Genomic DNA, 26,642 nt, shown 5'->3' with positions numbered 1-26,642 from the left:
GATTTCTATGAATCGGCGCAATAAAAGCTTGAGGTGGGTGTTTGTGCTGGTGGCGGCTCTGCTGCTGACAGTAACTCCCTTCATATCCGGCTATGGATCAGCCGCTTTCGCACAATCAAATGCTAAAGCTGACTCTAATGATCAGCTGATGCCTGTGGTCGGCGGAGCACTGGTGGAGGCAGGACAAGACCAATGGACGGAAGCCTCCAAGGATTTAAAGGAATTCCGCAGTTTGTGGGAAGCCGCCAAAGCAAATGGCGGGGCTTCAGCCCATATCGCGGCTGTAGATCAAGCTCTGACTGATGCGGAAGAGGCACTTGCCCATGGCGGCGGGGATTCAGCAAAAGCTGCATTATCCGTGCTGGCACGCTCGGTCAATGAGTTCGTGACGGCTGCCGAAGGAGATCAACCGGCTCCAGCCGGAGCCAAAGCAGCGGAAAAACTGCTTCCTATGGCGAAGGGCAGTCTGGCTGCCATGCAAAAAGGCGATTGGACGGCTGCGCGGGAGGATTACGACCGAATCGTTAAAGCCTGGTATCAGGTAGAAACACCGATTCGTTCAGACCATTTTTCAGTATACAGTTCACTTGAAACGAAAATCAGCCTCATTCGCATCTCCATGCAAGCAGAGCCCATACGTCAAGCACAGGCACTCAAGGAAATGCAGGAGTTAACAACGCTGCTGTCTGATTATAGTCAGGGCAAACTTGTGAACACTGATCAAGGGGCAGATGCAGGCAATGCCGCTGCCGGAGCAGCGAATGGGTCAACAGCCTCTCTGGGCGATGCAGTCACCCTGCTCGAATCCGCACGCCAAGATGTTGTAGCTAATCAGTCAGAGCAGGCGGCAGACAAGGTAGGACAGTTTATCGCTCTATGGCCTTCCGTCGAAGGACATGTACAGATTTCCGATCCGGCGTCGTACAGTGTGATTGAAAATCAAATGACCGAGGCTTCCGGGTATCTGCTGTCTTCTCCACCGAATGCGGATAAAGCCTTGCAGACTCTTGATCAGATGCTGGACAGGCTCCGTCCATTGACGGAGGAACAGTCTTATACCGCTTGGGACGCCGCACTGATTTTGCTGCGCGAGGGCCTGGAGGCCATTCTCGTGCTCGCAGCTCTGCTGGCGTATGCCAAAAAAAGCGGCGAAGCCGTGGCTGGACGATGGATATGGGCGGGCGCTGGTACAGGACTGGTGCTGAGCGGGATTCTGGCGGTGCTGTTCACCTCGCTAGTGGCGGCTGCTGCATCAGGCAGCATGCGTGAACTGCTGGAAGGTGTCACCGGACTGGTAGCAGTTGTGCTGATGCTAACCGTCGGTAACTGGCTGCATAGCAAATCCAGTGCTGCTGCGTGGAACCGCTTTGTGGAAAACAGCGTAGGCAATGCACTGGCACGGGGCAGCCTGTGGTCGCTATTTGCGGTGTCTGCACTCGCGATTTTACGTGAAGGGGCCGAGACAGCTATCTTTTATATCGGTATGGCTCCCGCCATCGAAACCTCGCAATTGCTGATCGGCATTGGCTCGGCAATGTTTACACTGGTCGTCCTTGCTTTTGCGATCATCAAGTTCAGTGTACGGTTGCCGATTCGCGCCTTTTTCCTGACCGCAACTGTACTGATTTATTATCTCGTATTCCGGTTTTTGGGCGAAAGTATCCATTCCCTTCAAGTGGCTGGCAAGCTTCCGGGGCATACCGCGTCCTCGCTTCCATCCATTAGCTGGTTGGGAATGTATCCAACTTGGGAAACGTTTGTCCCACAAGCCGCTGTGCTGATTTTTATGGTGTGGCAGCTTGTCCGTCAGGAAATACGCAGCTCCAACTCACGTTAAGCTGATACTATAATACGCAAAATATAAAAACGCCAAATCACAGGTTCGATGGATATCGACTCCCATGATTTTGGCGTTTTTACATACTTACCTTACATCCTCAGGCAACGCAATCATACGCTGATGGTGCAGCAGGTCCGTGCGATCACCTGGTTCACGAATGACATGCACCTCTCCGTGATAATCAAGCAGCTCGGTCGGAGTAGCATGTCCCAAAAAATATAAGGGGCTATAGCTCAATCCATAGGCTCCTGCATTCGGAAAAGCAATATAATCGCCTTCTTCAATCGGGGGTAGCTCCGCTTTTTTCACGATACAATCCTCGGGCGTACAAAGCGGACCGACAATGCTTACCGTCTCCAGCTCTTTAGGAGCCTCTACTGATTGTCTGCGCATAATTCGCACCGGGTAATTGTCCCTTAAGCGGCGTCCCCGAAAGGTAGCTGAGACGTAGTGATTCATGCCGCCATCAGCCACGACAAACTTTTCTCCCTTGGATTCCTTGGTATACAGCGCCCGGCAAACATACATGCCTGATTGAGCGACTAGATACCTGCCACTTTCGATGATCAGCCTAACTCCTGGCATGCGGGATCGAGTCTGCTCCGCGAGTGCATTGAGTCCGTCGATGACCTGATCCATATCGAGCGGCTGTTCATGAGCAAAATAAGGTACACCAAATCCGCCACCCAAATTGATCGTATGCATCGCCACACCATACTGAGCCTGCACCCGTTCTGCCAGCTGCAAGGTATTCGCAAATGAAGCCAAAATCTGATCCGCTTTCAGCATTTGCGTACCTGTATATACTTGAATGCCTTGAAAGTATACGTGCGGGCAATCTTCCAGCACCTTAAAAAATTGATCCAGCTGCCCTTCGTCGACTCCAAAAGGGCGTGGAACACCGCCCATTTTAATCGTTGCTCCCGACAGGTCATTATCGGGATTGATTCGAACCGCAGCCCTGACAAACACGTCCGCTTGGGCAGCAATGTCCTCCAGTAGACGTAGCTCTCTCACCGATTCGACATGAATACAGCCAATCCCACAGGCTATCGCCTCGCGCAGCTCGGCTACTGTTTTTCCCGGCCCTGCGTACAGCACGTCCTCCGCGGCATACCCGGCTTCCATAGCGACGAACATTTCTCCAGCTGAAGCAATCTCGACACCGCAACCTAACGAGCGCAGCAACCCAGCCAAAGCTACGTTACCATTAGCCTTGAGCGCGTAATGTACACGCACGGCCGGGTGCAATCGGGATAGTAACGAGCTGACGTGAGCATGCAGAGCGTCTCCATCGTAATAGTAAAATGGTGTCGGGTGCTCACCAAAGCGCTCTAGTAAAACTTTGTCCTTTTGATCCATACGCTGAATCCCCTCCTCTCTTTGCTTAGATACTCCGTTTTTGGCAGTATACAAATCTCACCGATTGATGACCACGATCATACTCATACTGCATAGATCGCCTCGCCTGAGCGCGCCGCTTCATGAATAGCTGCCAGCAGTCTAACGCGTTCCGCAGCCTCACGGAATGGAACAGGCTCCGTTTCACCCCGAATGATGCTGCAGAAGGCATCCAACTGATTGACATAATAGTTCATAGGCTCAAAAACTGTTTTAGTAGGCAAGGATGATTGTGATAACGTGGACTGCACTTCCGCATCCGTTATATTTACCGCGATATCCTTCTTTTTTTCTGTCTTGAGTGTCATTTTATAAAAACCTAAATTCGCCCGAAAGCAATCCTTTAAGGTGACTACTGCCGACTCAAAGGTCAGTACATGAGCACAGCGATAAGGGCGCTCAAAAGAGAAGAGGGCAGATGCCTCTAGTCCACTTGGGTAACGGGCTTGTGCATGAAATGTCCAGTCACAGCCATGAGGACCGTCAAAATCCGATTGACTGCGAAATTCCGCCTGCTCCAATCCAACAACGGCCTGAAGAAACTGGAGCCAGTACACGCCCAGATCCCAAAAGCATCCCCCGCCCTGCTCCGGACGGGATCGGTAATTATCCGCATGTCCTTCTTTTGCCGGAATACATAGACTTGTCTCTATCGAGCATAAGCGACCATAGCGGCCCGATTCTACAATTCCGCGCAGCTCACGCTGCCAAGGATGATGCTGCACCATGACTCCCTCCAGCAGATAAGCGTTGCTCTGATTGACGATAGCTGCCAAGGGAGCCAGATCCGCCGTATTCAGGCATAACGGTTTTTCCACCAGCACGTGTTTATGTGCTTGTAAGGCTTTGCCAATCCACTCAGCATGTAAATCGTTGCTGAGTGCAATATATACAGCGTCGATGTCCGGGTCGTTAAGCATATCCTCAGCATGACGATAAACGACATTGACTCCAAAACGCTCTGCCATTTCTTCCGCCTTGGCAACCGTACGGTTCGCAAGTGCGGTCACACGTGCTCCTGCAACATGTCGGATCGGTTCCAGCAATGCACGAAGGGCAATGGCAGAACAGCCAATGATTCCAAAGCGAATATCTTGCATCGCAGGTTCTCGTGCAGCCGCGGCCGCGTTCATGACCCTTGCTCCATTCCTGATGGCACTTGAATACTCTTCACATAGGACTCGCTATAACGCGGTGTCCGGCTGCGCAGCTCTACAATTCTCTGATGCATTTCCTCAAGAATCTGTGCACTGGCACCATGGGTTTCAATCCATGTTTCGTAGCGCATGCCTAATCCCAGACGCTCCCATAGATCGGCATTATGCTTCTCATGCACACCAAACGGCTCCAGCATAATCAGCGGAGTTGCTGTAGCGAACGAATCGGTCAGGCTGCCACCACCAGGCTTACTGACAATAGCCTGTACACGACATGCCCGGTCCAGCATACTATGATAATCCGGTCCAACCTGATACACCGTTTCCTCCCCCATTTTCACTTCTCCGAAAGGTGGAAACGTATGCTCCCCGGCTTCATTTCGCTGCCATGTTCTCCACTGCGGGTCCATCCGAAAATAGCGGATGTTGTCCCGCTGTTCATCTGGTTGATCCTGATCATACAGCAGCAGATCAAGCTCCCAGCCGGCTTCTTCCAAACGTCCGACCTTCTCACGATAGGTCCCCATCCCCCAACCGCCACCATGTACGAATAAGCGGGATTGCCGTTGTTCAAAAGGGATATGCTCTACTGCCGGGATGTCAATATAATAGCTGACTCTATTTTTATCATTTTCGAAAAGAGTCGTTTCTCCACAGCCATCAGCAAAACGCGGGTTATGCTTGGCTAGATTTTTCCAGGAAGGAGAAGGCGTCGAATCCATATACAAGATGTCCACATGCACTGACTCTGGCTCTCTGCGCTTACGATACTCCTGCAGTACATACATCCAATGACCGGATAAGCATATAAAATACCGCCGATCCTCCTCTATCCATTGGTTCAGCAGTACCTCCATCGCTGCGGGGTCTAGTGAATTACGCATATCCTGCGGAACCTTCTGCGACATTAAGGCCACTGCAAAGTTGTCATGATAAGCTTTCCGGCTTTTGTCGACCTTGAGACGATCCGATTCAGGCAGTACATTTTCAAATACATGGATCGCCGTATCCATGCCCAGCCTGCGAAGACCCGCTTGCAGCAGCAAGCCGGGGGTATAAAAGCCCAATCCGAAACCGGAACACAAAATCGTTACCTTCATAAGCTTCTCCGTACTCTTACGCATGCCTATACGCCTCCCGTTCAATTCAGCACTGTAAAATGCCGCTCTGCCAAAAAACGCTCCAGCTTTGTAGTCAATTGCCTTTTTTCCTCATCACTCGCAGCAACCAGTTCCAGATAAAGCCGGCCTTTGCCTCGTGCCCGTTCATTTCCGTCAGCTTCTTTTGTACCATCCAAGTCAGGCTGCCTCATACCCTTCTCTTCTGATTCGCCACCACTGGCCCCAATTCCACTCACGCGAACCTGCTTGGCAGATGACCTGCCCCCACGTCCGGTTGTGTTTTTGCTTGGCGTGGTTGTATGACCTACAATTCTGTTTTCACCGTCTCGTCCACCTGTGTTTACATATAACGTATTGGCTCCCAGAGGCATGACACCTTCCTCTCGCTCACCTGTGAATAGCAATCCTTCGTCTTTCAGCCCTTCCAGTAATTCTTCATAGGATAGACTGCCATCATGGGACAGTGAATAATTCGTTAGCGTGCCACGCATATTTTTGCCGGCCAGATAGGTATCGAGCTGATGCTTAATCAAACTCATTGACTTTCTGGCATTAATTTCGATAATAGGCTCCAATTTTCCGCCGCGAAGTGTCATGGAGTCTATGCATACATCGCCATAATATCCATCTTGGTACAATTGCTGTCCCACATCCTGCATCAAGCTAAAATAGCCGTCGCGCTCCAAACGTTCCATAAAAGCCTGGTCTGGCGATAAGGATTCCCGATAGGCGAACTGAGTGTTAGCCAGCCATTGCACAGATATAATGTCGACACGTCCATCATCGCTAATCGTGAATTGGCATGAAAAATCCTGCTCTTTCTCCAGGAAAGGCTCCAGCAGGAACAGTACCCGTTTGCCTTTACGCTCCTGTCCACGCAAATACGATACGACCCGGTCCAGCATTTGTGTTGAGGTAATGTGTAGATTTCCTTTGCCCGATACGCCAAAATCATCCTTGATTAAAAAGCTTCCATCCCGTAGCAGCTTACGTCCTGCTTCAGCGACATCTGCAAACGAAGTTACAATATGGCCTGGATTGCGCAGACCTAGACTGCGTTTTAGCTCAGAGGAATAGGTTTTGGCATTTACCTTGCGTATGGTTTCCAGCGGTGGCTGATGCAATGTAATTCCCCAAGCACGTGCGGCCTCCTCCACATGCGGCAACCCCGCAAATGGACTAAGCACACAGCCCTCCAGCTGAGGGAAACCTTCTTCGGCATCGGTCTTGCGACTGCTCAGCAGCTCAAAAACGGAAGCAGCCGACACATTGCCCGCCCGTTCCATTCCGTCGGTCAAATCCCGTTCGTTTACAGCCGGATGAAAGCCCAGTTGCGCGATATACTGACGATGCACAGGTGAAATAGCATAACGTGTCAATAAGGTGTCTCCCGGCTGGCAAAAGCTAAACAGCAATTCATCCATAGCCGCTACTATGGCCGAAGAAGCCCGGTCAGGCAGGGCGGGCAGGGAAGCTAGCTCGGTATCTCGCCAGTAAGCCTCCGCTTCGAATGTTCCCATATATAAATGACGCTGGTTCGGTATCGCATTCATATGATTCGCTTCCTTTCCTGCTTCATTATGAACCTACTACACGGTAGCGCTACTGGCTCGCGCTCGTATAATCTCGTAGAGCAAACTGCCATATCAAGCGGATAACCGCCAGCAGCCAGAGAGGTGCGAGAAATGCCCATAGCATCAAACCGGGTTGCATTTTGCCGAGAATGAACATGGGCGGAAAATTACAGATGACAAACACCGGAAGCACAAACAAGCCAATACGCTGAATCAGGTTACTGTATACGGCCATCGGCACGTAGTTTGTCTCGAAAATGCTGTTGGACAGTTCTGTAACCCCATTCGTGCGGATAATCCAGAAGGCCAGCAATTGGGGCAGCAAAAACACGGAGTATGCCGTAAGCACTCCGCATCCGAGCAGCACAGCGAATCCTCCCACGGTTTCCACATCAAATGGCAACCCCAGATGATACCAGCCAATGCCTGTCATGATTCCACCACCCACGACATTCGGCACAGTATAGCCCAGTTCAAATTGACGCAGGGTCACCATAAATTGCAGCGATACTGGTTTGGTCATGAGCACGTCCAGTGAACCAGTCCGAATTTTGTCAGGCAAGCTTGTAAAATTACTGTAAAATAATCCACTATAAAATCCGCTCATCATCGTAAACACGCCGATATATAAGAGCATGGCATCGGGAGACCAGCCGTTAATGTCCGTCCCAGCGCGATATGGAAGCGATGCGTATAGCAGCTTGATAAACAAATAAGCGGTTTCAACCAAGCATGCACTTATAAAATTAGTGCGGTATTCCATTTGCGACATGACGGAAAACTGGACAAATTTCCAGTACAGTCTGAGGTAACGTCCAACGTTTCGAAAAACATTTTTCATGTTAACCTCCCACCGAGACAAAGCGTTTGACTCCGGCTTGCCACACCCAGCGCGATACGGCCGCCAGCACTGCAATCCAGATCCATTGCACGCCAATGCCTTCAGCGGCTTCCAGCACAGTCAGCTTGCCCGTCAACGCATTCACCGGAAAAAATACGGTATAGCTGAACGGCAGCAGACTGAACAAACGGGCCAACGTATCTCCAAAAATCGTCAGCGGAAACACGGTACCGCTAGCTACATAAATGACAAGCGACACCGTATAAAAAAGTCCCGCCGATTCTGTCATCCAAAAAGCTATGCCACTCAGCGCATAATAGACCACAAAATTAAGCACAAGTGCTCCCGGCAACGCCAATATGTAAAGCAGGATGTACGATAGCTCGAAGCTAATTTGTCCTTCCAGGCTAAGGCATAACAGCAAAATAGCAGCCGCCAGCAGCACAACTGCGGACTGTATGACTTTGCCTCCAATAAACCGGCAAAAACGGTAGGCAAAATAATGTACAGGCTGTACCATGAATTTTGCCAGTCCACCTTCCTTGATATCTGTAGCAATTTCGTATTCAAAGCCTGTAGCAATCAGTTTTCCAGTTACTCCCGCCATAACCACATACACCAGCATTTCCGGCAGAGAATAGTCCACCACTCTTGCTTGTCCTGAAGAACCGAATACCGCAAGCCAGAGAAAAATTTGTGTCATGATCGGCAGCATAAATCCCGCCATTTGTAGCCAATAATTGGCTCGATACTCCATTTCGTTTTGCATACCAAGCTGGAGCACCTTCACATATTTGTTATTTCGCATCGGCCAGCCTGCCCCCATCATACAAATTGGCTATCCCCTCTTCCAGCGGGACGTCCTCAATCGTAAAATCAACGACAGGCAGTGCATCCAAAATCTTTTTGGACCAAGTCAACGTATCTTCTGCGTCCAGCTCAAATACCGCCTCCAGCTCCGAGTTGGAGCGAAGCTTGCCGAGCCCCGCCAACGTCAGGTTGGATACAGGAGTCTCCAGTCGAACCTTGAGCAGTTTACGAGCACCCATGACCTCATTCACCTTGTGCAAGTCTCCGTCATACACCAATCTGCCCCCACTGATAATGATGGACCTAGTGCATAAATCCTCAATGTCCTTCATGTAGTGGCTTGTCAGCAAAATAGTCGTCCGGTGGGTGCGGTTATAGGCTTTGAAAAACTCTCGAATCCGCCGCTGAGAAACAAGGTCCAGTCCAATGGTCGGCTCATCCAGTAAAATGACCCGTGGGCGATGCAGCAACGCGGCGATCAGCTCCATTTTCATACGCTCGCCGAGCGATAGCCGCCGAACCTGCACATGAAGCTGCTCCTCCACCCCGAGCAAAGTGACCAGCTCATCCAGCGCCTCTTTATAACGGTTATCATCGATTTCGTAGATAAGCTTGTTCAGCTCGAACGACTCACTTGCGGGCAAATCCCACCAGAGCTGGTTTTTCTGTCCCATCACGATGGAAAACTGACGTTTAAACTCTTTTTGACGCTTCCACGGAGTAAAGCCGAGTACCGATGCCTCCCCGTCCGTGGGATGGAGAATGCCAGACAGCATTTTGAGCGTCGTTGTTTTGCCCGCCCCGTTTGGGCCAAGAAAACCGACAATCTCACCTTCCTCAATGCTAAAGCTAACATCCTGTACAGCCTTCTTCGTCAGTTGTTCACGCTTAAACAAATTTTGTAGCGATTTGCGCACGCCCGGCTCCTTTTTATAGTACGTAAACGTTTTCGACAATTGGTTTAATGTAATGGACGGCAATGAATTCCCCTCCTCTTTCCTCTGTGCGTGATACCTGGATGAACATGCCTGATATAGCCGATATTTTGACTACTCGGCTGCTTGCTCTGCTAACATCATCAGTTCCTCCAGCATATGGCGCTGCCTTTCAATTAAATGCAGAGCCCGCTCTGTAATCTCAGGCATCCGATGCTTGCGCAATTGAAGTCCTGTTTTGTAAATATGCAGATTAAGCTTGTGCCAATCCGCGTACAACGCCTGTGCCAATTCAATGACATGCTGTGTCTGCGGCCCCAGCGTAGCTTGATGCAGCTGGCAATAATCAGCTGTATAATCCGCCAAATGAAGAGCACTACCCAAGCGCAGATTGTAATAGATTTCATGACAGTACGTCCGAAACTCCTGATCTTCCATGTCTTCTAACAGATGGAAGTCACCGACAAATGCCCGGTAACCTGCATCTCCCCGCTTAACCTGCTGGTCCGTTGCAAGCTTCTCACCCGTCACATACTGACGAATATGGTAAGCACACGCAGCATGCATCTCCCTTGCCGAAAGCAGGACAGGCTGCTCCACCAGCCATGCATACTCAATAATGCCCTGCATGAGGTCGTCGAGCCGGGCTGGGCCCACATAAGTCATCGCATGTCCCGAGGAATCGAGCAGAAAGCTATCGTTCACCTGTGCCGTCCGTTCTTGCAAGTCCAGTCCGTACAACTCAATCACATGGCCCCTTGGGTAATTTTTCACATACACATCGTGATAGGTTAAAGCGGTGCTCGACGTATGCAGCATCGTACCATAGCCGGATGTGAGTACCTGCAACAGGTCGGTTTCATTGCTGACTCCCTCGATCCACGGTTCTACCCGAATAACCGGTCCGCCACTGGCGGCCATTTCTTGAAGCTGCTCCGGATATTTCTCCGGTCCGAAGCGCTTCAAATCTCCACCATACTCCGCGCACATACTCCCACACAGCATGAACAGCTCGGCTTCCGCCATGTTCACCCCATACCTCTGCAATGAAGTACGCAGGGAAGAATATACACAATGTTTCCCAGGAAGAGCGTTTGCGTTTTCTTCTGCACTATAGTCAACTACGGAATCATGACGAGTCCCCATATCGGATTGCGGCCTAGTTCTTGTCTGTTCAGCGCCCTTATGCATATTTGCCCAGCAGACGCTCAATGCCTTGCAATGTAGACAGATGCTCCAGCACCAAATCGTCATCCTCCATCGTAATATCAAGCTCATTTTCCAATTCTACAATTAATTCAACAGCAGATAAGGAATTCAGCCCCAAGGTTCGCAGGTCCTGATCCGGAGTGAGCTGTTCCAGCTCGCCAGGAGCCAGTTTCAAAACCTTTTCCAGCAAAGGTACTACATGGTATACATCTGTTTTCATTCTTGATTCCCTCCCATTTATGAGCATCCTAATCCAGCAATGATACCTTCCAATTTGTGCGCATAAACATCCGCTTCCTGCCAACTATCTGCCAAAATAAGCGTGAAAATCCGGTTCACATAGCCCCGCTTTACAGGAATGCCAGACAATGTACCTGCCGTATAAACAAACACCCCTTCAGGCCGCTCGGGTGTATAGAGCAAGCCTTCCTCTGCCAGCAACCCACACAAACGACTGTAAGTGAGCGGTGTAGTGGTCACGTTACGGTAATAACGGGACAAGGTTTTATGCTGCTCCCCCAGCACAGAGGATAAAAACGAGATATAAGTAGACAGAGTAAATCTGCCGTTAATCTCGATTACCGGAACGAGCAAACCATCTTCGTCAACAAAACCGTCAATGGAGGCCATTCCCGTATACCCGATGGAATAGAGATACGTTCCCAACTGATAGGCACATCGTCTCACTTCTTCCTCCAGCGTCTCGCCAATATCAGCAGGACCCTGGGAGCCGATATATACTGTGCCGTCTACATTTTGCCTTTTTAGCGAAAACATCGTCACACCACCGCCCTCGTCAATGCAGAGCTGGTAGTTCAGATCCATTTGCTTGTTGTGCCAGCGCTCCACCAGCCAGCCGCCAGAAGATGATGATGAGCCGCCGAATCGTCTCATTACACTCAGCAGCGTGTCCAGCTTGGACAGCTCATCCAGCATATACATGCCTTGTCCCGAGGCCCCGTGTGGCTGCTTAATAATCAGCTTCACAGGCTCGTCCGATAAGCCTGCCAATCTCTCACATTCTCTGCGAATTGCCGCTTCATCTGCACACACAGCGCCTTCACTGACAGCAAAACCAAGCTTTTGTGCGGTCAGACGGCTAAATATTTTATCATTCACCTGCGCGCAGACCGCAGATGGAGCGCCAATTAGCTCCAGCCCACAGCGCTCCGCAATCGCTTCCTCCTGCGGTGTGACCGCATAGGGAACGAGCCATGCTTTGGCTCCGCCGCTACTATGGCCTGCATCAGCAATCGCGCGCAGTCGTGCCAAAAGCGCGTCATCCGCCAGCACCAGCTCTGAAATCGGCGTTAGCGGATCAGAAGGCTCTGGCACCTCAATACGCGGCAGGCTGAAGCCTAACCGCTGAAGCATGTCCAGAAATGCCTCATCCGGCTGTTCACGGAGTACGATGACATCCTGACTTCGGCATAGCAGGAGATTCATTTCCTCCATCCGGTTTACGACCTGCTGTTCATCCCGGTCTACCATGCCCCCCTTCCGGGGGGATGGATGCCACACCTGCTCTGCACCGATATTAAACAGCCAAATCAGGACACCATGATCTCGTTCATGAGCAAGTGCTTCCACAAGGTTAATCGTTTTAGTCGTCACGTCTTGTCATCATCCCTCTCTCTTCCATCCAGTAGCAAACAACATCCATAGGAAATCCGCAGGAAACTAAATGTATTTCAGAGAGCCTGCCCCGTGCAGATACAGTACACTGCATTTAGAGCACACTGGCGTCAATCCTTCATGATTAATCTTTTGACGGGTTTTCTCATACGCATCCGAATTCCATATCTCCTTCAGACTGTGCTCACGCAAACTTCCAATCGTGAACTCACTGAAAAATTTGCAAGGCATGACCTTTCCGTCTGGTAAAATATCTGTTCTAGAAGTGAGCGCCAAGCAATGATTGGAGCAACGGCTGACCATCTCCTCGCCATGTATAAATTTATCAATTTCTTCATAATCCAGACCGGGCTGATAACGCACGCGAATGTTCCACACGCGCTCATTGATCCGCTGTAATTCCTGCATCAGAGGGTCAATGTTAGCCGGGTTGATTTTATATTTGAAAGCATGCCAGCTACTAATATTATTTTCTTCAAGTTGTCGGAGCCAAGAGAAATTACGTGTAAAATATTCATCCATTTTAAAGGAGGTTTCTTTGGAAATGTACCAGGGGAACGTCAGCAGCACCAGATCCAGCCTCTTATCCTCCAGCATTTGCAGAAATTCGTACATCCGTCCGATCATGTTATCGTTAATGACCGCATGGACAGTTACCCGTCCCTTGTACAATCCCTGATCGCGAAGTTCAATTAGCTTATCCATCTGCCGCATTGTTTTTTGAAAGGTGCCTTTACCGCGTATTAAATCATGTTCTCTTTCAAAACCTTCAATCGCTATTAACAATTCCAGATTTTCAGACAAGTCCAAAATCCGGTCCAAATATTTATCAATGAGTAGTCCATTTGTACAAAAGGTCATTTCACGCCGGTCTTCCGCCAGCACGTCCAAAATTTCATCAAAGCGCCGGTGAAACATCGGTTCACCACCCCACATGTACAGTCGGGACTTAACTTCCTTCGTTTCGCTCAAAATCTGCCGGAGCATGTCCGGGGCAAGATCCATATTCTGTTCTTCTTTATCCATCTGGTGATGATAGCCTTCCTCGTTCCATTCAAAGCAGTGCGTACATCTTAAGTTGCAACGGTTGGTCAGCTTAATACCGATCGTCTGGGGCATGTCCGTTTTGAAAGCAGGGTCCTGTGTTGCGTTACGATAAGACACGGAAGCATTTTTCAGGTTACGCTTGATGAGCTTGAAAGCCTTCTCATCAATCAGCACATTGCTTTTGGGCTGCATGCTAACACCTCGTTTAATGGATTTTCAGGCAAAGTCTATCCTACGTTCAGACTGTCTCCATACCTTCCGGGTGCGGCACTTGCTCCGCATCGCTCATTTCTTGAATGTAACTGCAAAATGCATCTACTGAACGGAGATGTTCCAACTCAAAGGAATCAAAATCAATCTCCACATCAAATGCATCCTCCACTTGCAGCATGAAATGAACCAATTGCAACGAATCTAGTCCTGCATCATGAATAATGTCCGAATGTCCATCCAGCTTAGCGACCAATTCAGGATCTTCCTTGACCGCGCTGATCATTTCAATCACTTGGCTTTGCATAGCAAACTCCTCCTTGTGAATGAGATACTACTCTTCCGTCCAACGATGCCGTCTAAAAAGCTCCTAGAAAATTTCCTTGCTTGGAACTATATTCAATTATACTCCTCCATTGAAGAGACAAGTCAATAGGTTGTTTTGTAAGTAAAAGTCGCAATATGTAAATTAATGTATGATTATTTCAACAAATTTTTCTTCACTTATTATTCATTTTATAGAAGCTACATTTGAAAGTTATACCGCTTCTCCCCTCTTGTATCAGGAGCATAAATATTTTACAATATACACGAAAATAATTTTCTTTATTTCATTTAATTTAACGATATTTTTTTTCATATAAGCATTATATAGCTAAAGGAGCACAGCTCATGTCCCCTATTCTTCATACAATATCCCATAGACTGGAGGAGTTGCCCGTACAAGAGCGTAAGCTGGCGGAATCTATCCTGCAAGCCCCGGAGAATGTACTGCATCTGGGGATTCGGGAGCTGTCAGAGCGTTGTGGTGTGAGTGCCGCAACCGTAACGCGGTTTTGCAAATCCCTCCATTTTAAAGGGTATCCTGATTTCAAAATGAAGCTGGCCACCGAGCTATCCCATTCCAACCTTACAGGTGAACAATCCTATCAGGACATTGTGGCTGGAAATTCACTCTCCCGTATCGTGCAGGCTATTCAGGCCAATCATACGGCTTCCATTGCAGACACGACCCGGCTGCTGGATTTCGACAAGCTGGAGCAGGCCATTGCATGGCTGTCAGCCACAAGTCGTATTGATCTCTATGGGATGGCAACATCCTCAATTGTGGCGCAGGATTTTTACCAGAAGCTGATCCGTATTGGCAAGAATAGCACCGCCTTCGCCGATTCTCACATGCAGATCACCTCCGCCTCCTCACTCGGAGCGGAAGATGTAGCCTTTGCCGTCTCTTACTCAGGAGAAACCCAGGAGACCATTGCGGCACTACGCTGTGCAAAGGAACAGGGTGCCAAAACATTATCCCTGACCTCCTTCGGAAACAATACACTGGCAAGCCTTGCGGATATTGCGCTATTTTCCTCTTCCTTGGAGGAAGGAATGCGGCGTGGAGACATGGCCTCCCGCATCGCCCAGCTTCACATTATAGATATCCTGTTTACAGGTATGGTGAGCGCGAATTTTGACAAATATATTCCGAGATTGGAAGGTTCATATCAACAAGTGAGTAAGCTCAAAAAACAACCAGGGGGGCACTAAAGTTGAACATTCGCATTTTGAACAGCCGTGAAGACCTGAACGCTACTGCTGCCACTGTGATCGCCAGCTTGCTGTTGTCCAAACCACAAGCTATGCTGGGCTTGGCCACCGGTAGTACGCCGATTGGCATTTACCAACATCTTGCAGATATGTACCGCAAGGGACAGGTGAGCTTTGCACACGCCTATTCCGTCAATCTTGATGAATATGTTGGTCTCTCCCCAGAACATCCGCAGAGTTATCGAAGCTTTATGAATGAGCATCTGTTTCGGCATATCGACATTCCCATTTCTCATACACGTGTTCCCAATGGGAATGCACTAGATCTTACAGCAGAATGTGCAGCCCACGAGCAGGCCATTCTGGATCATGGGCCTGTGGATCTCCAATTGCTTGGCATTGGTCATAATGGTCATATCGGCTTTAACGAACCTAGTCACAGCTTGACTGGTGCCACACATGTTGTAGATTTAAAAGAAAGAACGCGCTCGGCCAACGCCCGATTTTTTGGCGATATAGGTGCAGTCCCCAGACAAGCAGTCACGATGGGAGTGGGTACCATTCTTAAGGCGAAGCAAATTATACTGGTGGCCTTTGGTGCAGAGAAGGCAGACATTACAAGGCAGGCTTTAACTGGACCCGTCACAACGGAGTGTCCGGCCTCCCTGCTGCAATGCCACCCCAACGTGCTTATTTTATTGGATCAGGAAGCAGGAGGATGGTTCAAATGAAGTCAGACGAAATGAACGGTAACCTACCGCAGCTATTGTATGGGCAGGTCGTCGTTGGGCAGGACATCATTGACAACGGAGTTGTCATCATTGAAGGGCAATCCATTGTGTATGTTGGTTCAGAGAAAGATTTACCCGTGGATTGGACCTCTGTGGTCTTGGACAATCCCGAAAAAGGTAAAACAACAGCGGCGAATATTGTGCGTCTGGAGGGGGGTTACCTACTACCAGGTTTTATCGATATTCATGTTCATGGCGGTAACGGTGAGGACTTCATGGACTCTAATTCGAAGGTGCTGGATACAATTACCTCTTTTCACAGTTCGCAAGGAACAACCGCTATGCTGGCTACCACTATGACTGCGCCCAAGGAACAAATTGACCGGGTATTAAGAGAAGTTCACACATACATGACACTTCCCATGCCTCATGCGCAGTTGGAGGGGGTGCATCTGGAAGGACCGTTCATTAGCCCGAACTGGGCAGGAGCACAAAACCCGGAACATATCGTGCCTCCGAACCTCGCTTGGGTGGCAGAATGGGAGCAGCACTACCCGGGCCTCGTTCGCCAGGTCACACTTGCGCCTGAACGAACAGGCGCCCTTGAACTCATCGCGTGGCTACGCAGTCACGGCATTACTGCGGCGCTCGGTCATACGGATGCTACGTATGAAGAGGTTGAACAGGCAGCGACGGCGGGCCTGAACCATGCCGTGCACACTTTTAATGCTATGACTCCGCTGCATCATCGAAAGCCGGGAGCTGCGGGAGCGGTTCTCGCTGATCCGCGCATTGAAGCAGAAATCATTGCAGATGGCATCCATGTGCATCCTGCTGCTATTGCCTTGCTTGCTAAGCTAAAACAGGATCATAATCTCATCCTCATTACCGATGCCATGTCTGCTACCGGGCTGGAAGACGGTCATTATACACTCGGCGATTTGCCAGTGATTGTACAGGACAGTGTCGCACGACTGGAGGATGGCGTCACATTGGCAGGAAGCACCCTAACCATGATTGAGGGCTTCCGCTATTTAGTTCAGCATGTAGGCTTGAGTATTCCTGAGGCATCGCAGATTGCCAGCCTAAATCCGGCTCGATCCCTGAATATAGCTAATCGAACAGGATCACTCGAAGCAGGCAAACAAGCAGACGTCTTATTGCTGGATGCCGATTTAAATCTGCAAGGTGTATGGATTAAAGGAATGCGTAGATAATTCAGTTAGGTGATATCATTCCCCCAAATCAAAGAGCTATCCACCAGCGTATGCTGAGATGGATAGCTCTTTTTTGGCATTGCACACAATTTATAGAGTTTGAATTAGCGATGATTCATCGGTGCAGGCGTATGATTTTGTGGACTTGTTGGTGTATTTAGCATTGGACGGTTCGTACCAGCCGCAGGGGTTGGGAATACGCGTTCAATGACATCCACCAATTCGTTACTCAATCCTCTAACTGGATGACCACTTCCCACACTGCGTGACAAGTCGGTGGTATGCTTGATCAGGTCAGGGTTCGCTGACACATATACCTGTTCAATCGACGGTGCAAATTGCTTAACCTTGTTGGCAATTTTACTTTTGACATCTTCGGTCAATGTGCTAGGCTCATATGCAGTTCTTGCACCTTCGACTGTGGTGCCGTTCGTGCCGGTACCATCTGTCAAACCACGAATCATACCATAAGAACCCGTACCCATTGTACCGTATAGTCCATCACCACGACGCGGAGTTGTTCCATGACTATTAACTCCATTGTGCGTAATTCCTGGTGCTGTACCATCGGTAGTATAGTTGCCTCTAGTACCATCGACTCCTGGTGTGGTCATGCCACGTGTATTCATGGAATTCCCAGTACCTCTGACACTTGGAGTACCGACACCTGTTCCGTTGGCCTGATCCTTTAAGGAGACGGCTACATAGGCATGACGCTCACCGACCAGTACGGTCGCAGACTTTACATCCGGCATCTCGGATATACGTTTGGACAAGTTGCGATCGACTTGAAGATTACGGGTTGGATGTCCGGTTCTGTTGGCATTTTCATTCAACGGCACTCCATCCATGCCATTGGATTTCACCCCGTAACGATTCACACCATCCATCCGGTTTACGCCATCTAAACGGTTCACACCGTCTAAACCATAACGATTTACACCATCCATATGGTGTGTGCTTTGCGCGTTATAGCGGGTAGCATTCGTGCGGACGTTATGATTTGCAGTCCCACATCCTGTCAATGTAGCCATGCTGGCAAGTAAAGCAGCAGAAATCGTCAAGCTGATGACCTTCTTAGTTCCTGGCATGAACTCATCCTCCATACATATAAAATGTGTGACGGGATTAGCATGCGCCATCAATCCTAGGGATATCCTGACTAAAAAATGACTAAAAAAATAAAATTTTAATGTAAATATGAAATAGAATTGATGATTTACCACAAGATGGCATGTATAATAAGTTCGAAATACTTAATTTTACAAAAAGGAGGATTTACCGTTTGAAGAAGCTTACCGTTTTGATGCTCATTTTTTTGTTATCCGTCACTCTTGTTCCCGTCGGTGCTTTTGCAGGCTCCACTACACCTGAAACCCCGAAAGATCCCGCTGGAAGCTGGTTCGAAGGCCCGCCCCCTAATCACGTTGATCCTGCCAAGCCCGCACTATTGTTTGTACATGGTTTGAACAGCAGTGCTGAAGTGTGGACCAAGAATAATAACGACATGCTTCAAAAAGCCCGTGACGCCGGATACCAGACGGCCACCATTAATCTGTACGACGCAAATGGCACATCCCAGGATATGTGGGAGAATGGCAAGCTTCTAGCCGACAAAATCAAAATTATTAGTAATCACTTTGGAAAAAAACTCATCATCATCGCCCACAGCAAAGGTGGAGTGGATACTCAAACCGCTCTCGTATATAACGGAGCAGCTCCTTACGTACAACGCGTCATCACCCTCAGCAGTCCTCATCATGGCTCACAACTCGCAGATCTCGCCTACAGCAGCTGGGCCGGATGGCTGGCAGATATCGTCGGCTCACAGAATCCCGGCACCTCTACGTTACAAACATCTTATATGAAATATTTCCGAACCAAAACTGATGCGCTCAGCAATGCGACTACGATTCCGTTCTTCACATTTGCTGGTGATAACTGGTCTGGCGGCACCGCTTCCTACATACTGGGTGGACTTTACCTCTCATCCTTCGGCAAAAATGATGGAGTGGTCACAGTCGACAATGCTAAGCTTCCCGGCGGACGTGTAGTTAAAGTCGGTTCCTGGGATCATGCCAAGGTTCGTACCGGTTCTTACGTGTTCTCCCTGATCCAACCTTACCTCCAAGCGAACACTCCAGCATTGAATCAAGAAACGGAGGCGTTTTCAGCAGCGCCTTCCCTGACGGCTTCTGCTGTACAAGCCACCTATAATGAGATCGATAATTCATATTTTATCCGTGGCGGCGATTATGATGGAAAAGCCTCCGAAACCCTCACGGTTGAAAACGGTGTCCAATCCATTGATCTGGACTGGATCAGCGATAAGCGTGTGAGTCAACTTGAGTTGACCAAGCCTGACGGTACTACCGTATTGCTTAATGTAAAAGCAGGTCGTGATGAAGAAATCTTTGCTGGCGCCTGGCATCATAGTGCAGTAATTACCATTCCCCAACCTGGCACCTATACGTTGAACGCCCTAATTCCTGATCGTGGTGCGTATCTTCTGATTGCACGCTATCATGCCGTTCAGGTACCTGAGCTCAAATACAATCTAAATGCAGCGGGCCCGAAACTAAATCTGAAATCTCAGGACTCGTCGGCTAGCGTCACACAAGTCACTTACCAAGTTCAATACTATGGTGATCCGCAACAAGGAATCAGTACAGCGTCCAAGGGTCTGACGTTGCAACAAAAAACCGTTAACCCTACTGGACAAATTGAGCTTTCCAAAGCGGACAAGCCTGGTATTTATTCTGTAACCTATGAAATTAACGGTACCACAGCAGCTGGTTATCCTTATCGCCGTACAGCAGTTCAATCCATTTATATTGACGCTGACGGCAACAAGTATGTCGACTAAATAAATCTACAACTTAAAAAGCCTGCAAACACCTATCATAGTATGGGCGTTTGCAGGTTTATTTACTATTATAAACAACATTGATAGATAAATAGGGTGTAGTTCATGCACTATCTTCAATCCTTTGTCTGATTTCTCAGCTTATTAAGCCAATAAGGATAAACAAGCCTATTTCCATAATGCTCAATTTTTCTAGATTTCTGTCTTCAGCTCTTGCCGTAATTCTTCAATAAAATCAACCACGATACTTTGAACAGCATCTTCACGGGACATACGTATATATCGGCTCGTCTTCTGAATATCTTCCTCGAACAGATAAAGTATCCTGCTTATGGCCTCCTGATCCCCACTTTGTGCTAATTTGAGCCATCGGACGAACTCAGCATCCGAAATAACTCTTTGAGCATTTTCTTTTTCCATTTATTCACCGCCTGTTGGGATAGCTTTAACTCTTTTGCAATCTGTGCTTCGGTTTTGTCTAGTATGTAAAGGTCAAAGATGATCATTTTTCCGATCTCAGAAGATAGAGAGTTGATAAGCTGTAGTGTGTACATTTTTGAGTTTGCAGATTCTGTAAAAGATGGGGCGCTGACTGCTTCGTTCTTTTCCATTACAAATTCATGATTGGTTTGTACCCGAGCACGATACTGGATTCTCCAGGCAATGCGGTACAACTTCTTACGGTATTGTTCTACCAATGTTAGCTGAGATTTATCCAATATAAATCACCCTTTCTCTTTGGATTTGACTTTTTCTAAATCCTCATACTATAGGGTAATTTGTAGTTCAATTTCACAACCAAAACAGAACATTTGTTCTTATTTATTATACTATTTTTACAATCAGTTGTATATGGTTCTTTTAATTTACCTTCCTTTATATATGGCTAAAAAGGAGGGAAATGCATTGCAAATGGATGATGCTCTTTCTCTGGTTACCAACGTAGGCTTTCCGGCTGGACTTTGTTTTATTTTATTGCGGCACATCCTGCATACGATGGAGGAAAAATTGGATAAGCTGGATCTCTCACTTCATGAGCTGATACAGGTTATTCAAGATTTAAACGACAATAACAGCCATTCTTCCAAAAGCAGCAAGCCTGATGAATAACGAACACAAAGAAGCTCCATGCGACGATTATTCGCCGTTGGAGCCTCTTTGTTCAGCTATTATAAAAGTAATACTATTGGCTAGCCTTAGCCTGGTCAGGGCCACTCTGTTCAGCATGATTCACGTCAGATACTGACAAACCATAAGCCCAGTTGCTTTGTGGTGGCACAACCCATACAGTATCTGGATCATCGTTAAGTGTCCAGCCCTGATAGACCTGCTGAGACTCATCTTTATCCAGCGATATGCTCAGCGTAAAGCGGTGAACAGGCTTGCTCAGCTCGGAGGCTTTGCGCAAGGCCTGGTTGCTGGCCAGGTTTTTGATTTGCTGCGAGAGGGAGGTCGCCGTGTCACTGGCTACTGACTTGCCGTTTAGCGTCCAAGATGCGGAAGCACTGTCCCCAGTTCCATTGTTATCAGAGGATCGGAGCATCCATGAGGCATTCTGGCCTTCCCACTCTATTCCGCTCAGCTTGGTATCATCCCAATCAAACGGCGTTGTATCTGTAAAATCATCAGCACCCAGCAGTAACCCCGAAAGTGTATCTATGGGTACGGAAGCTATCTCCTTTTGGTCTGATAATACATAGACAGCATCTCCGGAAGGCAGCGTTTCACCGAAGGCAAAGGTGCGGACATCACCCTGCTTGGTCTTAATTTCAATCCGGTCATTGGTAGCGCTAATTCCATATTTGGCTACGTCTGTGGGAGATGATTCCACGACATCACCCAACTTTACATTTTGAATCGCGGCTAGCCAATTGTCTATTGTATATTGATTTAACGGGTAAGTTCGTGGCTTACTCATGCTCCATTTGCCATTGCTTTGATTAAGTTCCACCGACTTGCCGTCCTTTCCAGTGATCGCAAAAGACGTAATATCTCCTTGTGTAAGCTGAACGAGCTGGCGAGCCGCCGGAGCTTGTTCACGAAAGAAGTTTTGGCTCTTGGCATAGATTATACCCGCTCCCAACACAACTAGCAGCAGCACTGTGGGTATCCATTTTCTCATGCACTTCTTCGCCTCCACCATAATAAGATTCCGATCACCGCAAACAGCAGCGGCAATCCGACGACAGATATGGCCAATACCGTTTTTGCTTGTGCAGCAGTCAAATAAGCTACCTTAAAATCCTGCTCTTGGCGTGGACGAATAGTGAGTCCATCCGAGTGCTCCTGTACATAGTTCAGACTATTCAGCACAAAGTCTCGATTCCCTCCTGTGCTGATCTCCGTGTCGCTTAGAAGGGCGGACGTTCCGAGAATAACCGCTTTGGGCTTGCCATCTTTCCCTTCTACGGCATAGCCGAGATCAAGCGGTCCTTGCGGGTCCTTGTCATCCTTCTGCGTTTCATTGTTCAGCAGTCCCTGAATATTCGTTTCACCATAGCTGGCTGCAGCAGATTTCAGCAATAGCGTCGTCTTCCAATCCTTCTGCTCTCCTGTCTGCAAAGCAATAGACAGCGAAAGAACAGGATACAGATTGGAGGCTGCCAATTTATCGGTAATCGCATGACTGCCAAAGGTAGGAACCGTCCATAGAGGCCCCAGCGTATTCGTCTGTTCCTGATCCACCACGATAGCATGAGTATCTTTTACCCCATAATCAGCCGCTAGGGCGTCAAGATTTTTCCAGCTGGACCCCATGTTCGGGTGAAATCCTAAAGCCATAAAAAGCTTTCCACCATCATTCAGGTACGTACGAATACTCTTTAGTTCCGTTGTACTAATATCTCGCTCTGGTCCAACTATAGCCAGTACAGACGCATCTTTGGGCACACTCCCCGCTTGATTGAGCTGAACTTCCTCTGTTTTCACATTATCTTGCGCCAGTGAGCTGCTTAATTCGGTCATTTGGGACAAAGGAATTTCCTCGTGCCCTGTCAGAAAAACCACTTTTCCTTGCCGGGTAGATGATAATCCCAGCAGGCCACTTGTCAGCTTTTCTTCCCCGGTAAATTGGTATGCTCCTTCACCACTCCCCTGAGCTTGCGTAAATAGGCTTCCAATATCTATAACCCGCTTCTTCTCTCCCTGCACCAGCACAATGGAGGCTGCAGTAACACCATACTGCTTAGCCAATATCGGTTCCTGGTTTAAATCGTATTGCTCGACTTTGAGCTTGCTGTTGCGCTTGGCATATTCATTCAGCATATCCGTAACATCCCGGTTCAGCTTCTGATTCTGCGAAGTGGATACGGTAAAGGCAATCAATCGTACGTTTTCCTTTACACCCTGAATAGTCGTCAATGTCTGATCAGACAGCGTATACTGCTTACCTGCCGTCAGATCCAGTTGAAAGCCTCCCAGTGAACGCAGAAATAACGTCAATAAAATAAAAATACCTACAGCAGCAATCGATAGTACCACACTATTGGTGTGACCCAGCCATTTTTTCATCTTCATTACCTCCACCGTTTCCGTTCAACCACTTGGATGCTAAATAACAAAAAGAGCGCCGCCACCGTCACGTAATACAACACATCGGCGCCATTTAGCAATCCTTTGGTAAAACTGTCAAACCGTGCGGTTAGTGAGAAAGGCTCCAGCCACTGCTGCAGCGTCGCAGATGCACCCGTTTGTCCACCCAACGAATCCAGCATCCAGAACACGAGTAAAAGAATAAAACTGACAACCGCTGACATCATCTGATGCTGTGAAAGCGTCGATGCGAATAAGCCGATCGCCATCATGGCTGCGCCAAGCATAAACAGGCCGATCACGGATGTAAATACCAGCGTCCAATCCAGCGACCCATAAAAGGACATCACAACCGGATACGCCAGGCTACACAACACCAATATGAGCAACATACCTAACGATGCCAAAAATTTACCAATCATGATTTCCATCACACTCACAGGTGAGGTCAGCAGTAGCTCATCCGTACCCTGCCTGAATTCCTCTGCAACCAGCCGCATCGTGAGTAATGGGACGACAAACACCAGCATGGACAATGTGTCACCGAGTACCAGCCGATAGTCCAGAATACTAGGCTGATACATCACAAAGTTCGTGTAAAATAGTAACCCCGTCAGCAGCATGTACACCGCAAGCGCAAAATACGTCGTTGGGGTCCATAGATAGGCCTGCAGCTCCTTTTGACAGACTGCGAACAAACGCCTCATGACCGATTACCTCCTGTATTCTTGTCTTTCTCGACCTCATTATTGCTGGCCAAGGCTTCTCCATGATCCACCGTGATGACCGTTGCTTCATTCTTAGAGGTATGTAGATCATGAACTACTGGATCGTCACCATGACCTTCTTCCGTCTCACGAGTCGTTAACTGCTGGAAGATATTTTCCAAGCTTAGGTTTTCTTTTTTCATTTCCAAAATCGGAAGCTTCGCATCTGACAGCACAAAAAACAGCTCTTCGCGAAAATCCTCTTCGGAAGCTCCTGTAAGCAACAATCCGGTCAAATCCTGCGCTGTGACAGTTAGCTTCGTATTCGCTGAAGGCAGAGTAGGCGCCAAAGATTCAATTTCTACTTTTCCCCAAGCTCGTAGAACATCCATTACCTGCTCAGGCTTGCCTTTGACCTCCACCTTCACTTTGAATCCGTCTTCCATCGAACCCCCGAGCGCGTCAGGACGCCCGTCCATGACCAGTCTCCCTTCATGGATGATCAGAACCCGATTGCACAAGGCATCCACCTCAGGCAAAATATGCGTGCTGAGCAATACCGTATGATTTTCACCAATCTCCTGAATGAGCTGACGAATCTCCAAAATCTGGTTGGGGTCCAAACCCGAGGTCGGTTCATCCAGCACCAGTAAATCCGGGTTGTGAATAATCGCACCTGCCAGTCCCAAACGCTGTTTGTATCCTTTGGACAAGCTGCGCACCAATTGTTTTTCACGTCCATTCAGGCCCAACCGGGAAATCATCTCCGAAATACGCAGCTTCTGCTCTCTTGCAGGCACGTCTCGAATACTAGCGACAAACTTTAAATATGATCTCACAGACATATCCCCATACAAAGGGGGCGTCTCCGGCAGATAACCGATTTTGGAACGGGCCTGTCTGCCTTTATCCTGAATCGGGATACCGTCAATCGTAATTACTCCCTCGTTTGGCTGAAGGTACCCGGTAATCATGCGCATCGTCGTCGTTTTACCCGCACCATTCGGCCCCAAGAAACCGACAATTTCACCGCGCTGCATCTCAAAATCCAACTTATGTACGCCCCGGTTGCCTTCATACCACTTGCTCACCTGCTGCACTTTGAGCACATGTTTCACCCTTTCGTTTATCGTGATCTCCTCCCTGTTGCTCCCCTCCCCAAATGTTGCATGAGAAGCAGGGAGCAGCGAAGCGGAGGATTTGAAGCTGAAGAAGCGCCAGCGTCCGAAAGCTCAAAGCCTTCGCGAAGCGGTCTCCTCCGTTACTTCCCTCCCACCTAAAATGTTGCATGAGTAGCGGAGCGGTCTCCTTGCACTCACGCTACACTTTTAAATTCTAATGATAATCCCTCACATATAGCTTCAGCTTAACATCACTTAAATAGAAGCTTAAAATATTGTGTCTAAAATGTGAACTAAAAAAATACGCATCTGCCCTCGTAAACTTGTACGGTTCGCCATGGTATGGATTCGCATCTACTATCATTACAACGTGTGAAGGGAGTGTATAAAAAGCGATGAGTGTATTATTTACCAATCTAGTTTCTAACGGCGACTTCGAAATTGGATCAACTCTTTTTTGGAACGCTGTTAATGTAACCGTCACTAACTTATCCGTAAAAAAGACAAACTTCTATAGTGCAATCCTGGCAGGAGGCTCAGTAGATGCATCTCTTTCCCAAGTCGTTTTTGCTACTCCAGGCGAAAGCTATACATTAAGCCTGTCAGTTGCAAAAATAGGAAGCCTGTTCAATCCTCAAATCAACATTTTATTGTATTACTATGACGAAGCCTTTAACTTCCTTGGCACGGGATTGACTACCTATTTGAGCGCAGGCACATTACCCGATGCTGTAAATGGAACATGGCAAAGCCTGTATGAAGTAACAGCTCCTGTTCCAGATAATGCTGCCTATGCCTTTCTGGTTATTAGCAAAAATGCCGTGGCTAACACTGCTGATGTAGCCATTGATTCTATTGCTCTTGTAAAAGCAAGCGCAGCTGGAGCCGTGGGGCCTACCGGTCCTGCTGGACCTACAGGTGCCACGGGCGACACGGGCTCTACCGGTCCTGCTGGACCTACAGGTGCGACAGGCGACGTGGGCTCCACTGGTCCTGCTGGACCGACGGGTGCTACAGGCGACATTGGCGCTACGGGGCCTGCCGGACCGACGGGGGCTACAGGCGTCGTGGGCTCTACCGGTCCTGCTGGACCGACAGGTGCTACGGGCGACACGGGCGACACGGGCTCTACGGGGCCTGCTGGACCGAC

At 48.6% G+C, this 26,642-nt stretch carries 26 protein-coding genes; 7 read left to right on the top strand and 19 right to left on the bottom strand.

Going from position 1 to position 26,642, the window contains the following annotated elements:
• Positions 1-7 precede the first annotated feature (7 nt).
• A complete protein-coding gene (locus ABEW32_RS11220) occupies positions 8-1,837 on the top strand; it encodes an FTR1 family iron permease (protein WP_430187678.1) in 1,830 nt (609 codons plus the stop codon).
• Positions 1,838-1,924: 87 nt separating this feature from the next.
• Here ABEW32_RS11220 and ABEW32_RS11215 read toward each other — a convergent pair whose 3' ends face one another.
• The 12 genes from ABEW32_RS11215 to ABEW32_RS11160 form a co-directional block, all read right to left on the bottom strand.
• Positions 1,925-3,202 carry a type III PLP-dependent enzyme gene (locus ABEW32_RS11215; protein WP_430187676.1) on the bottom strand — a complete coding sequence of 426 codons (1,278 nt, stop codon included), beginning with the start codon at positions 3,200-3,202 and terminating at the stop codon, positions 1,925-1,927.
• Positions 3,203-3,285: 83 nt separating this feature from the next.
• Positions 3,286-4,374 carry a Gfo/Idh/MocA family protein gene (locus ABEW32_RS11210; protein WP_430187674.1) on the bottom strand — a complete coding sequence of 363 codons (1,089 nt, stop codon included), beginning with the start codon at positions 4,372-4,374 and terminating at the stop codon, positions 3,286-3,288.
• The gene (locus tag ABEW32_RS11205; RefSeq protein ID WP_430187672.1) at positions 4,371-5,522 is read right to left on the bottom strand and encodes a glycosyltransferase family protein; all 1,152 of its coding nucleotides are present in this window, start codon (positions 5,520-5,522) and stop codon (positions 4,371-4,373) included. The genes ABEW32_RS11210 and ABEW32_RS11205 overlap by 4 nt, the downstream gene beginning before the upstream one ends.
• Positions 5,523-5,539: 17 nt before the next feature.
• Positions 5,540-7,072, bottom strand: coding sequence for an ATP-grasp domain-containing protein (locus ABEW32_RS11200; RefSeq protein ID WP_430187670.1), 1,533 nt, complete (start codon positions 7,070-7,072; stop codon positions 5,540-5,542).
• Positions 7,073-7,121: 49 nt separating this feature from the next.
• A complete protein-coding gene (locus ABEW32_RS11195; RefSeq protein WP_430187667.1) occupies positions 7,122-7,934 on the bottom strand; it encodes an ABC transporter permease in 813 nt (270 codons plus the stop codon).
• 1 nt (position 7,935) lies between these two features.
• Positions 7,936-8,742, bottom strand: a complete 807-nt coding sequence (locus ABEW32_RS11190; RefSeq protein WP_430187664.1) for an ABC transporter permease — start codon at positions 8,740-8,742, stop codon at positions 7,936-7,938.
• On the bottom strand, positions 8,732-9,724 hold the full coding sequence (locus ABEW32_RS11185; RefSeq protein WP_016818500.1) for an ABC transporter ATP-binding protein: 993 nt from the start codon (positions 9,722-9,724) through the stop codon (positions 8,732-8,734). The genes ABEW32_RS11190 and ABEW32_RS11185 overlap by 11 nt, the downstream gene beginning before the upstream one ends.
• A gap of 69 nt (positions 9,725-9,793) precedes the next feature.
• The gene (locus ABEW32_RS11180) at positions 9,794-10,825 is read right to left on the bottom strand and encodes a hypothetical protein (protein ID WP_430187662.1); all 1,032 of its coding nucleotides are present in this window, start codon (positions 10,823-10,825) and stop codon (positions 9,794-9,796) included.
• 37 nt (positions 10,826-10,862) lie between these two features.
• A complete protein-coding gene (locus ABEW32_RS11175) occupies positions 10,863-11,108 on the bottom strand; it encodes an acyl carrier protein (protein ID WP_016818498.1) in 246 nt (81 codons plus the stop codon).
• A gap of 17 nt (positions 11,109-11,125) precedes the next feature.
• Entirely contained in the window at positions 11,126-12,502 is a 1,377-nt protein-coding gene (locus ABEW32_RS11170) for a preATP grasp domain-containing protein (protein WP_430187659.1), read from the bottom strand.
• 66 nt (positions 12,503-12,568) lie between these two features.
• The gene (locus tag ABEW32_RS11165; protein ID WP_430187656.1) at positions 12,569-13,762 is read right to left on the bottom strand and encodes a radical SAM protein; all 1,194 of its coding nucleotides are present in this window, start codon (positions 13,760-13,762) and stop codon (positions 12,569-12,571) included.
• A gap of 46 nt (positions 13,763-13,808) precedes the next feature.
• Positions 13,809-14,087 carry an acyl carrier protein gene (locus ABEW32_RS11160; RefSeq protein WP_016818495.1) on the bottom strand — a complete coding sequence of 93 codons (279 nt, stop codon included), beginning with the start codon at positions 14,085-14,087 and terminating at the stop codon, positions 13,809-13,811.
• Positions 14,088-14,452: 365 nt separating this feature from the next.
• Here ABEW32_RS11160 and ABEW32_RS11155 point away from each other — a divergent pair, with 365 nt between their 5' ends.
• From ABEW32_RS11155 to nagA, 3 genes are read left to right on the top strand one after another with little or no spacing between them, the layout of a single operon-like run.
• Entirely contained in the window at positions 14,453-15,319 is an 867-nt protein-coding gene (locus tag ABEW32_RS11155; RefSeq protein ID WP_430187654.1) for a MurR/RpiR family transcriptional regulator, read from the top strand.
• Between the two features lie 2 nt (positions 15,320-15,321).
• Positions 15,322-16,050 carry a glucosamine-6-phosphate deaminase gene (gene nagB / locus ABEW32_RS11150; RefSeq protein WP_430187651.1) on the top strand — a complete coding sequence of 243 codons (729 nt, stop codon included), beginning with the start codon at positions 15,322-15,324 and terminating at the stop codon, positions 16,048-16,050.
• A complete protein-coding gene (gene nagA / locus ABEW32_RS11145; protein ID WP_430187649.1) occupies positions 16,047-17,267 on the top strand; it encodes an N-acetylglucosamine-6-phosphate deacetylase in 1,221 nt (406 codons plus the stop codon). The genes nagB and nagA overlap by 4 nt, the downstream gene beginning before the upstream one ends.
• A gap of 104 nt (positions 17,268-17,371) precedes the next feature.
• Here nagA and ABEW32_RS11140 read toward each other — a convergent pair whose 3' ends face one another.
• Positions 17,372-18,358: a YhcN/YlaJ family sporulation lipoprotein gene (locus ABEW32_RS11140; RefSeq protein WP_430187647.1), complete on the bottom strand. Its 987-nt coding sequence runs from the start codon at positions 18,356-18,358 to the stop codon at positions 17,372-17,374.
• Positions 18,359-18,552: 194 nt separating this feature from the next.
• On the opposite strand from ABEW32_RS11140, the gene ABEW32_RS11135 reads away from it, so the two are divergent.
• On the top strand, positions 18,553-20,133 hold the full coding sequence (locus ABEW32_RS11135; protein WP_430187644.1) for an esterase/lipase family protein: 1,581 nt from the start codon (positions 18,553-18,555) through the stop codon (positions 20,131-20,133).
• 192 nt (positions 20,134-20,325) lie between these two features.
• Here ABEW32_RS11135 and ABEW32_RS11130 read toward each other — a convergent pair whose 3' ends face one another.
• Positions 20,326-20,553 (bottom strand): helix-turn-helix domain-containing protein, encoded by a 228-nt coding sequence (locus ABEW32_RS11130; protein ID WP_430187641.1) that lies wholly within the window; start codon positions 20,551-20,553, stop codon positions 20,326-20,328.
• Positions 20,490-20,852, bottom strand: a complete 363-nt coding sequence (locus ABEW32_RS11125) for a sigma-70 family RNA polymerase sigma factor (RefSeq protein WP_430187638.1) — start codon at positions 20,850-20,852, stop codon at positions 20,490-20,492. The genes ABEW32_RS11130 and ABEW32_RS11125 overlap by 64 nt, the downstream gene beginning before the upstream one ends.
• Positions 20,853-21,045: 193 nt before the next feature.
• On the opposite strand from ABEW32_RS11125, the gene ABEW32_RS11120 reads away from it, so the two are divergent.
• Positions 21,046-21,243, top strand: coding sequence for a hypothetical protein (locus ABEW32_RS11120; protein WP_430188024.1), 198 nt, complete (start codon positions 21,046-21,048; stop codon positions 21,241-21,243).
• A gap of 73 nt (positions 21,244-21,316) precedes the next feature.
• On the opposite strand, the gene ABEW32_RS11115 is transcribed toward ABEW32_RS11120, so the two are convergent.
• Genes ABEW32_RS11115 through ABEW32_RS11100 form a run of 4 tightly spaced genes read right to left on the bottom strand, consistent with a single transcriptional unit; the run spans position 21,317 to position 25,480 of the window.
• On the bottom strand, positions 21,317-22,255 hold the full coding sequence (locus ABEW32_RS11115) for a DUF4340 domain-containing protein (protein WP_430187635.1): 939 nt from the start codon (positions 22,253-22,255) through the stop codon (positions 21,317-21,319).
• Complete coding sequence (locus ABEW32_RS11110) at positions 22,252-23,643, bottom strand: GldG family protein (protein ID WP_430187632.1); 1,392 nt, start codon at positions 23,641-23,643, stop codon at positions 22,252-22,254. The genes ABEW32_RS11115 and ABEW32_RS11110 overlap by 4 nt, the downstream gene beginning before the upstream one ends.
• Before the next feature lie 5 nt (positions 23,644-23,648).
• Positions 23,649-24,371: an ABC transporter permease gene (locus tag ABEW32_RS11105; protein WP_430187630.1), complete on the bottom strand. Its 723-nt coding sequence runs from the start codon at positions 24,369-24,371 to the stop codon at positions 23,649-23,651.
• A complete protein-coding gene (locus ABEW32_RS11100; protein WP_430188022.1) occupies positions 24,368-25,480 on the bottom strand; it encodes an ABC transporter ATP-binding protein in 1,113 nt (370 codons plus the stop codon). The genes ABEW32_RS11105 and ABEW32_RS11100 overlap by 4 nt, the downstream gene beginning before the upstream one ends.
• A 407-nt stretch (positions 25,481-25,887) precedes the next feature.
• Here ABEW32_RS11100 and ABEW32_RS11095 point away from each other — a divergent pair.
• On the top strand, positions 25,888-26,642 hold a 755-nt coding region (locus ABEW32_RS11095; RefSeq protein WP_430187628.1), incomplete at its 3' end, for an NTTRR-F1 domain.

Origin of the sequence: Paenibacillus jamilae, assembly GCF_050482105.1 — a bacterium.
GTDB classification, from domain to species: Bacteria; Bacillota; Bacilli; order Paenibacillales; family Paenibacillaceae; genus Paenibacillus; species Paenibacillus jamilae_B.
This window is presented reverse-complemented; position numbering and strand designations above follow the sequence as displayed.

Bases quoted from the DNA above. Each gene is read 5' to 3' on its own strand.
- ABEW32_RS11220 (WP_430187678.1), top strand. From the start codon at position 8: ATGAATCGGCGCAATAAAAGCTTGAGGTGGGTGTTTGTGCTGGTGGCG.
- ABEW32_RS11215 (WP_430187676.1), bottom strand. From the start codon at position 3,202: ATGGATCAAAAGGACAAAGTTTTACTAGAGCGCTTTGGTGAGCACCCG.
- ABEW32_RS11210 (WP_430187674.1), bottom strand. From the start codon at position 4,374: ATGAACGCGGCCGCGGCTGCACGAGAACCTGCGATGCAAGATATTCGC.
- ABEW32_RS11205 (WP_430187672.1), bottom strand. From the start codon at position 5,522: ATGCGTAAGAGTACGGAGAAGCTTATGAAGGTAACGATTTTGTGTTCC.
- ABEW32_RS11200 (WP_430187670.1), bottom strand. From the start codon at position 7,072: ATGAATGCGATACCGAACCAGCGTCATTTATATATGGGAACATTCGAA.
- ABEW32_RS11195 (WP_430187667.1), bottom strand. From the start codon at position 7,934: ATGAAAAATGTTTTTCGAAACGTTGGACGTTACCTCAGACTGTACTGG.
- ABEW32_RS11190 (WP_430187664.1), bottom strand. From the start codon at position 8,742: ATGCGAAATAACAAATATGTGAAGGTGCTCCAGCTTGGTATGCAAAAC.
- ABEW32_RS11180 (WP_430187662.1), bottom strand. From the start codon at position 10,825: ATGGGGACTCGTCATGATTCCGTAGTTGACTATAGTGCAGAAGAAAAC.
- ABEW32_RS11175 (WP_016818498.1), bottom strand. From the start codon at position 11,108: ATGAAAACAGATGTATACCATGTAGTACCTTTGCTGGAAAAGGTTTTG.
- ABEW32_RS11165 (WP_430187656.1), bottom strand. From the start codon at position 13,762: ATGCAGCCCAAAAGCAATGTGCTGATTGATGAGAAGGCTTTCAAGCTC.
- ABEW32_RS11160 (WP_016818495.1), bottom strand. From the start codon at position 14,087: ATGCAAAGCCAAGTGATTGAAATGATCAGCGCGGTCAAGGAAGATCCT.
- ABEW32_RS11155 (WP_430187654.1), top strand. From the start codon at position 14,453: ATGTCCCCTATTCTTCATACAATATCCCATAGACTGGAGGAGTTGCCC.
- nagA (WP_430187649.1), top strand. From the start codon at position 16,047: ATGAAGTCAGACGAAATGAACGGTAACCTACCGCAGCTATTGTATGGG.
- ABEW32_RS11140 (WP_430187647.1), bottom strand. From the start codon at position 18,358: ATGCCAGGAACTAAGAAGGTCATCAGCTTGACGATTTCTGCTGCTTTA.
- ABEW32_RS11130 (WP_430187641.1), bottom strand. From the start codon at position 20,553: ATGGAAAAAGAAAATGCTCAAAGAGTTATTTCGGATGCTGAGTTCGTC.
- ABEW32_RS11120 (WP_430188024.1), top strand. From the start codon at position 21,046: ATGGATGATGCTCTTTCTCTGGTTACCAACGTAGGCTTTCCGGCTGGA.
- ABEW32_RS11115 (WP_430187635.1), bottom strand. From the start codon at position 22,255: ATGAGAAAATGGATACCCACAGTGCTGCTGCTAGTTGTGTTGGGAGCG.
- ABEW32_RS11110 (WP_430187632.1), bottom strand. From the start codon at position 23,643: ATGAAAAAATGGCTGGGTCACACCAATAGTGTGGTACTATCGATTGCT.
- ABEW32_RS11105 (WP_430187630.1), bottom strand. From the start codon at position 24,371: ATGAGGCGTTTGTTCGCAGTCTGTCAAAAGGAGCTGCAGGCCTATCTA.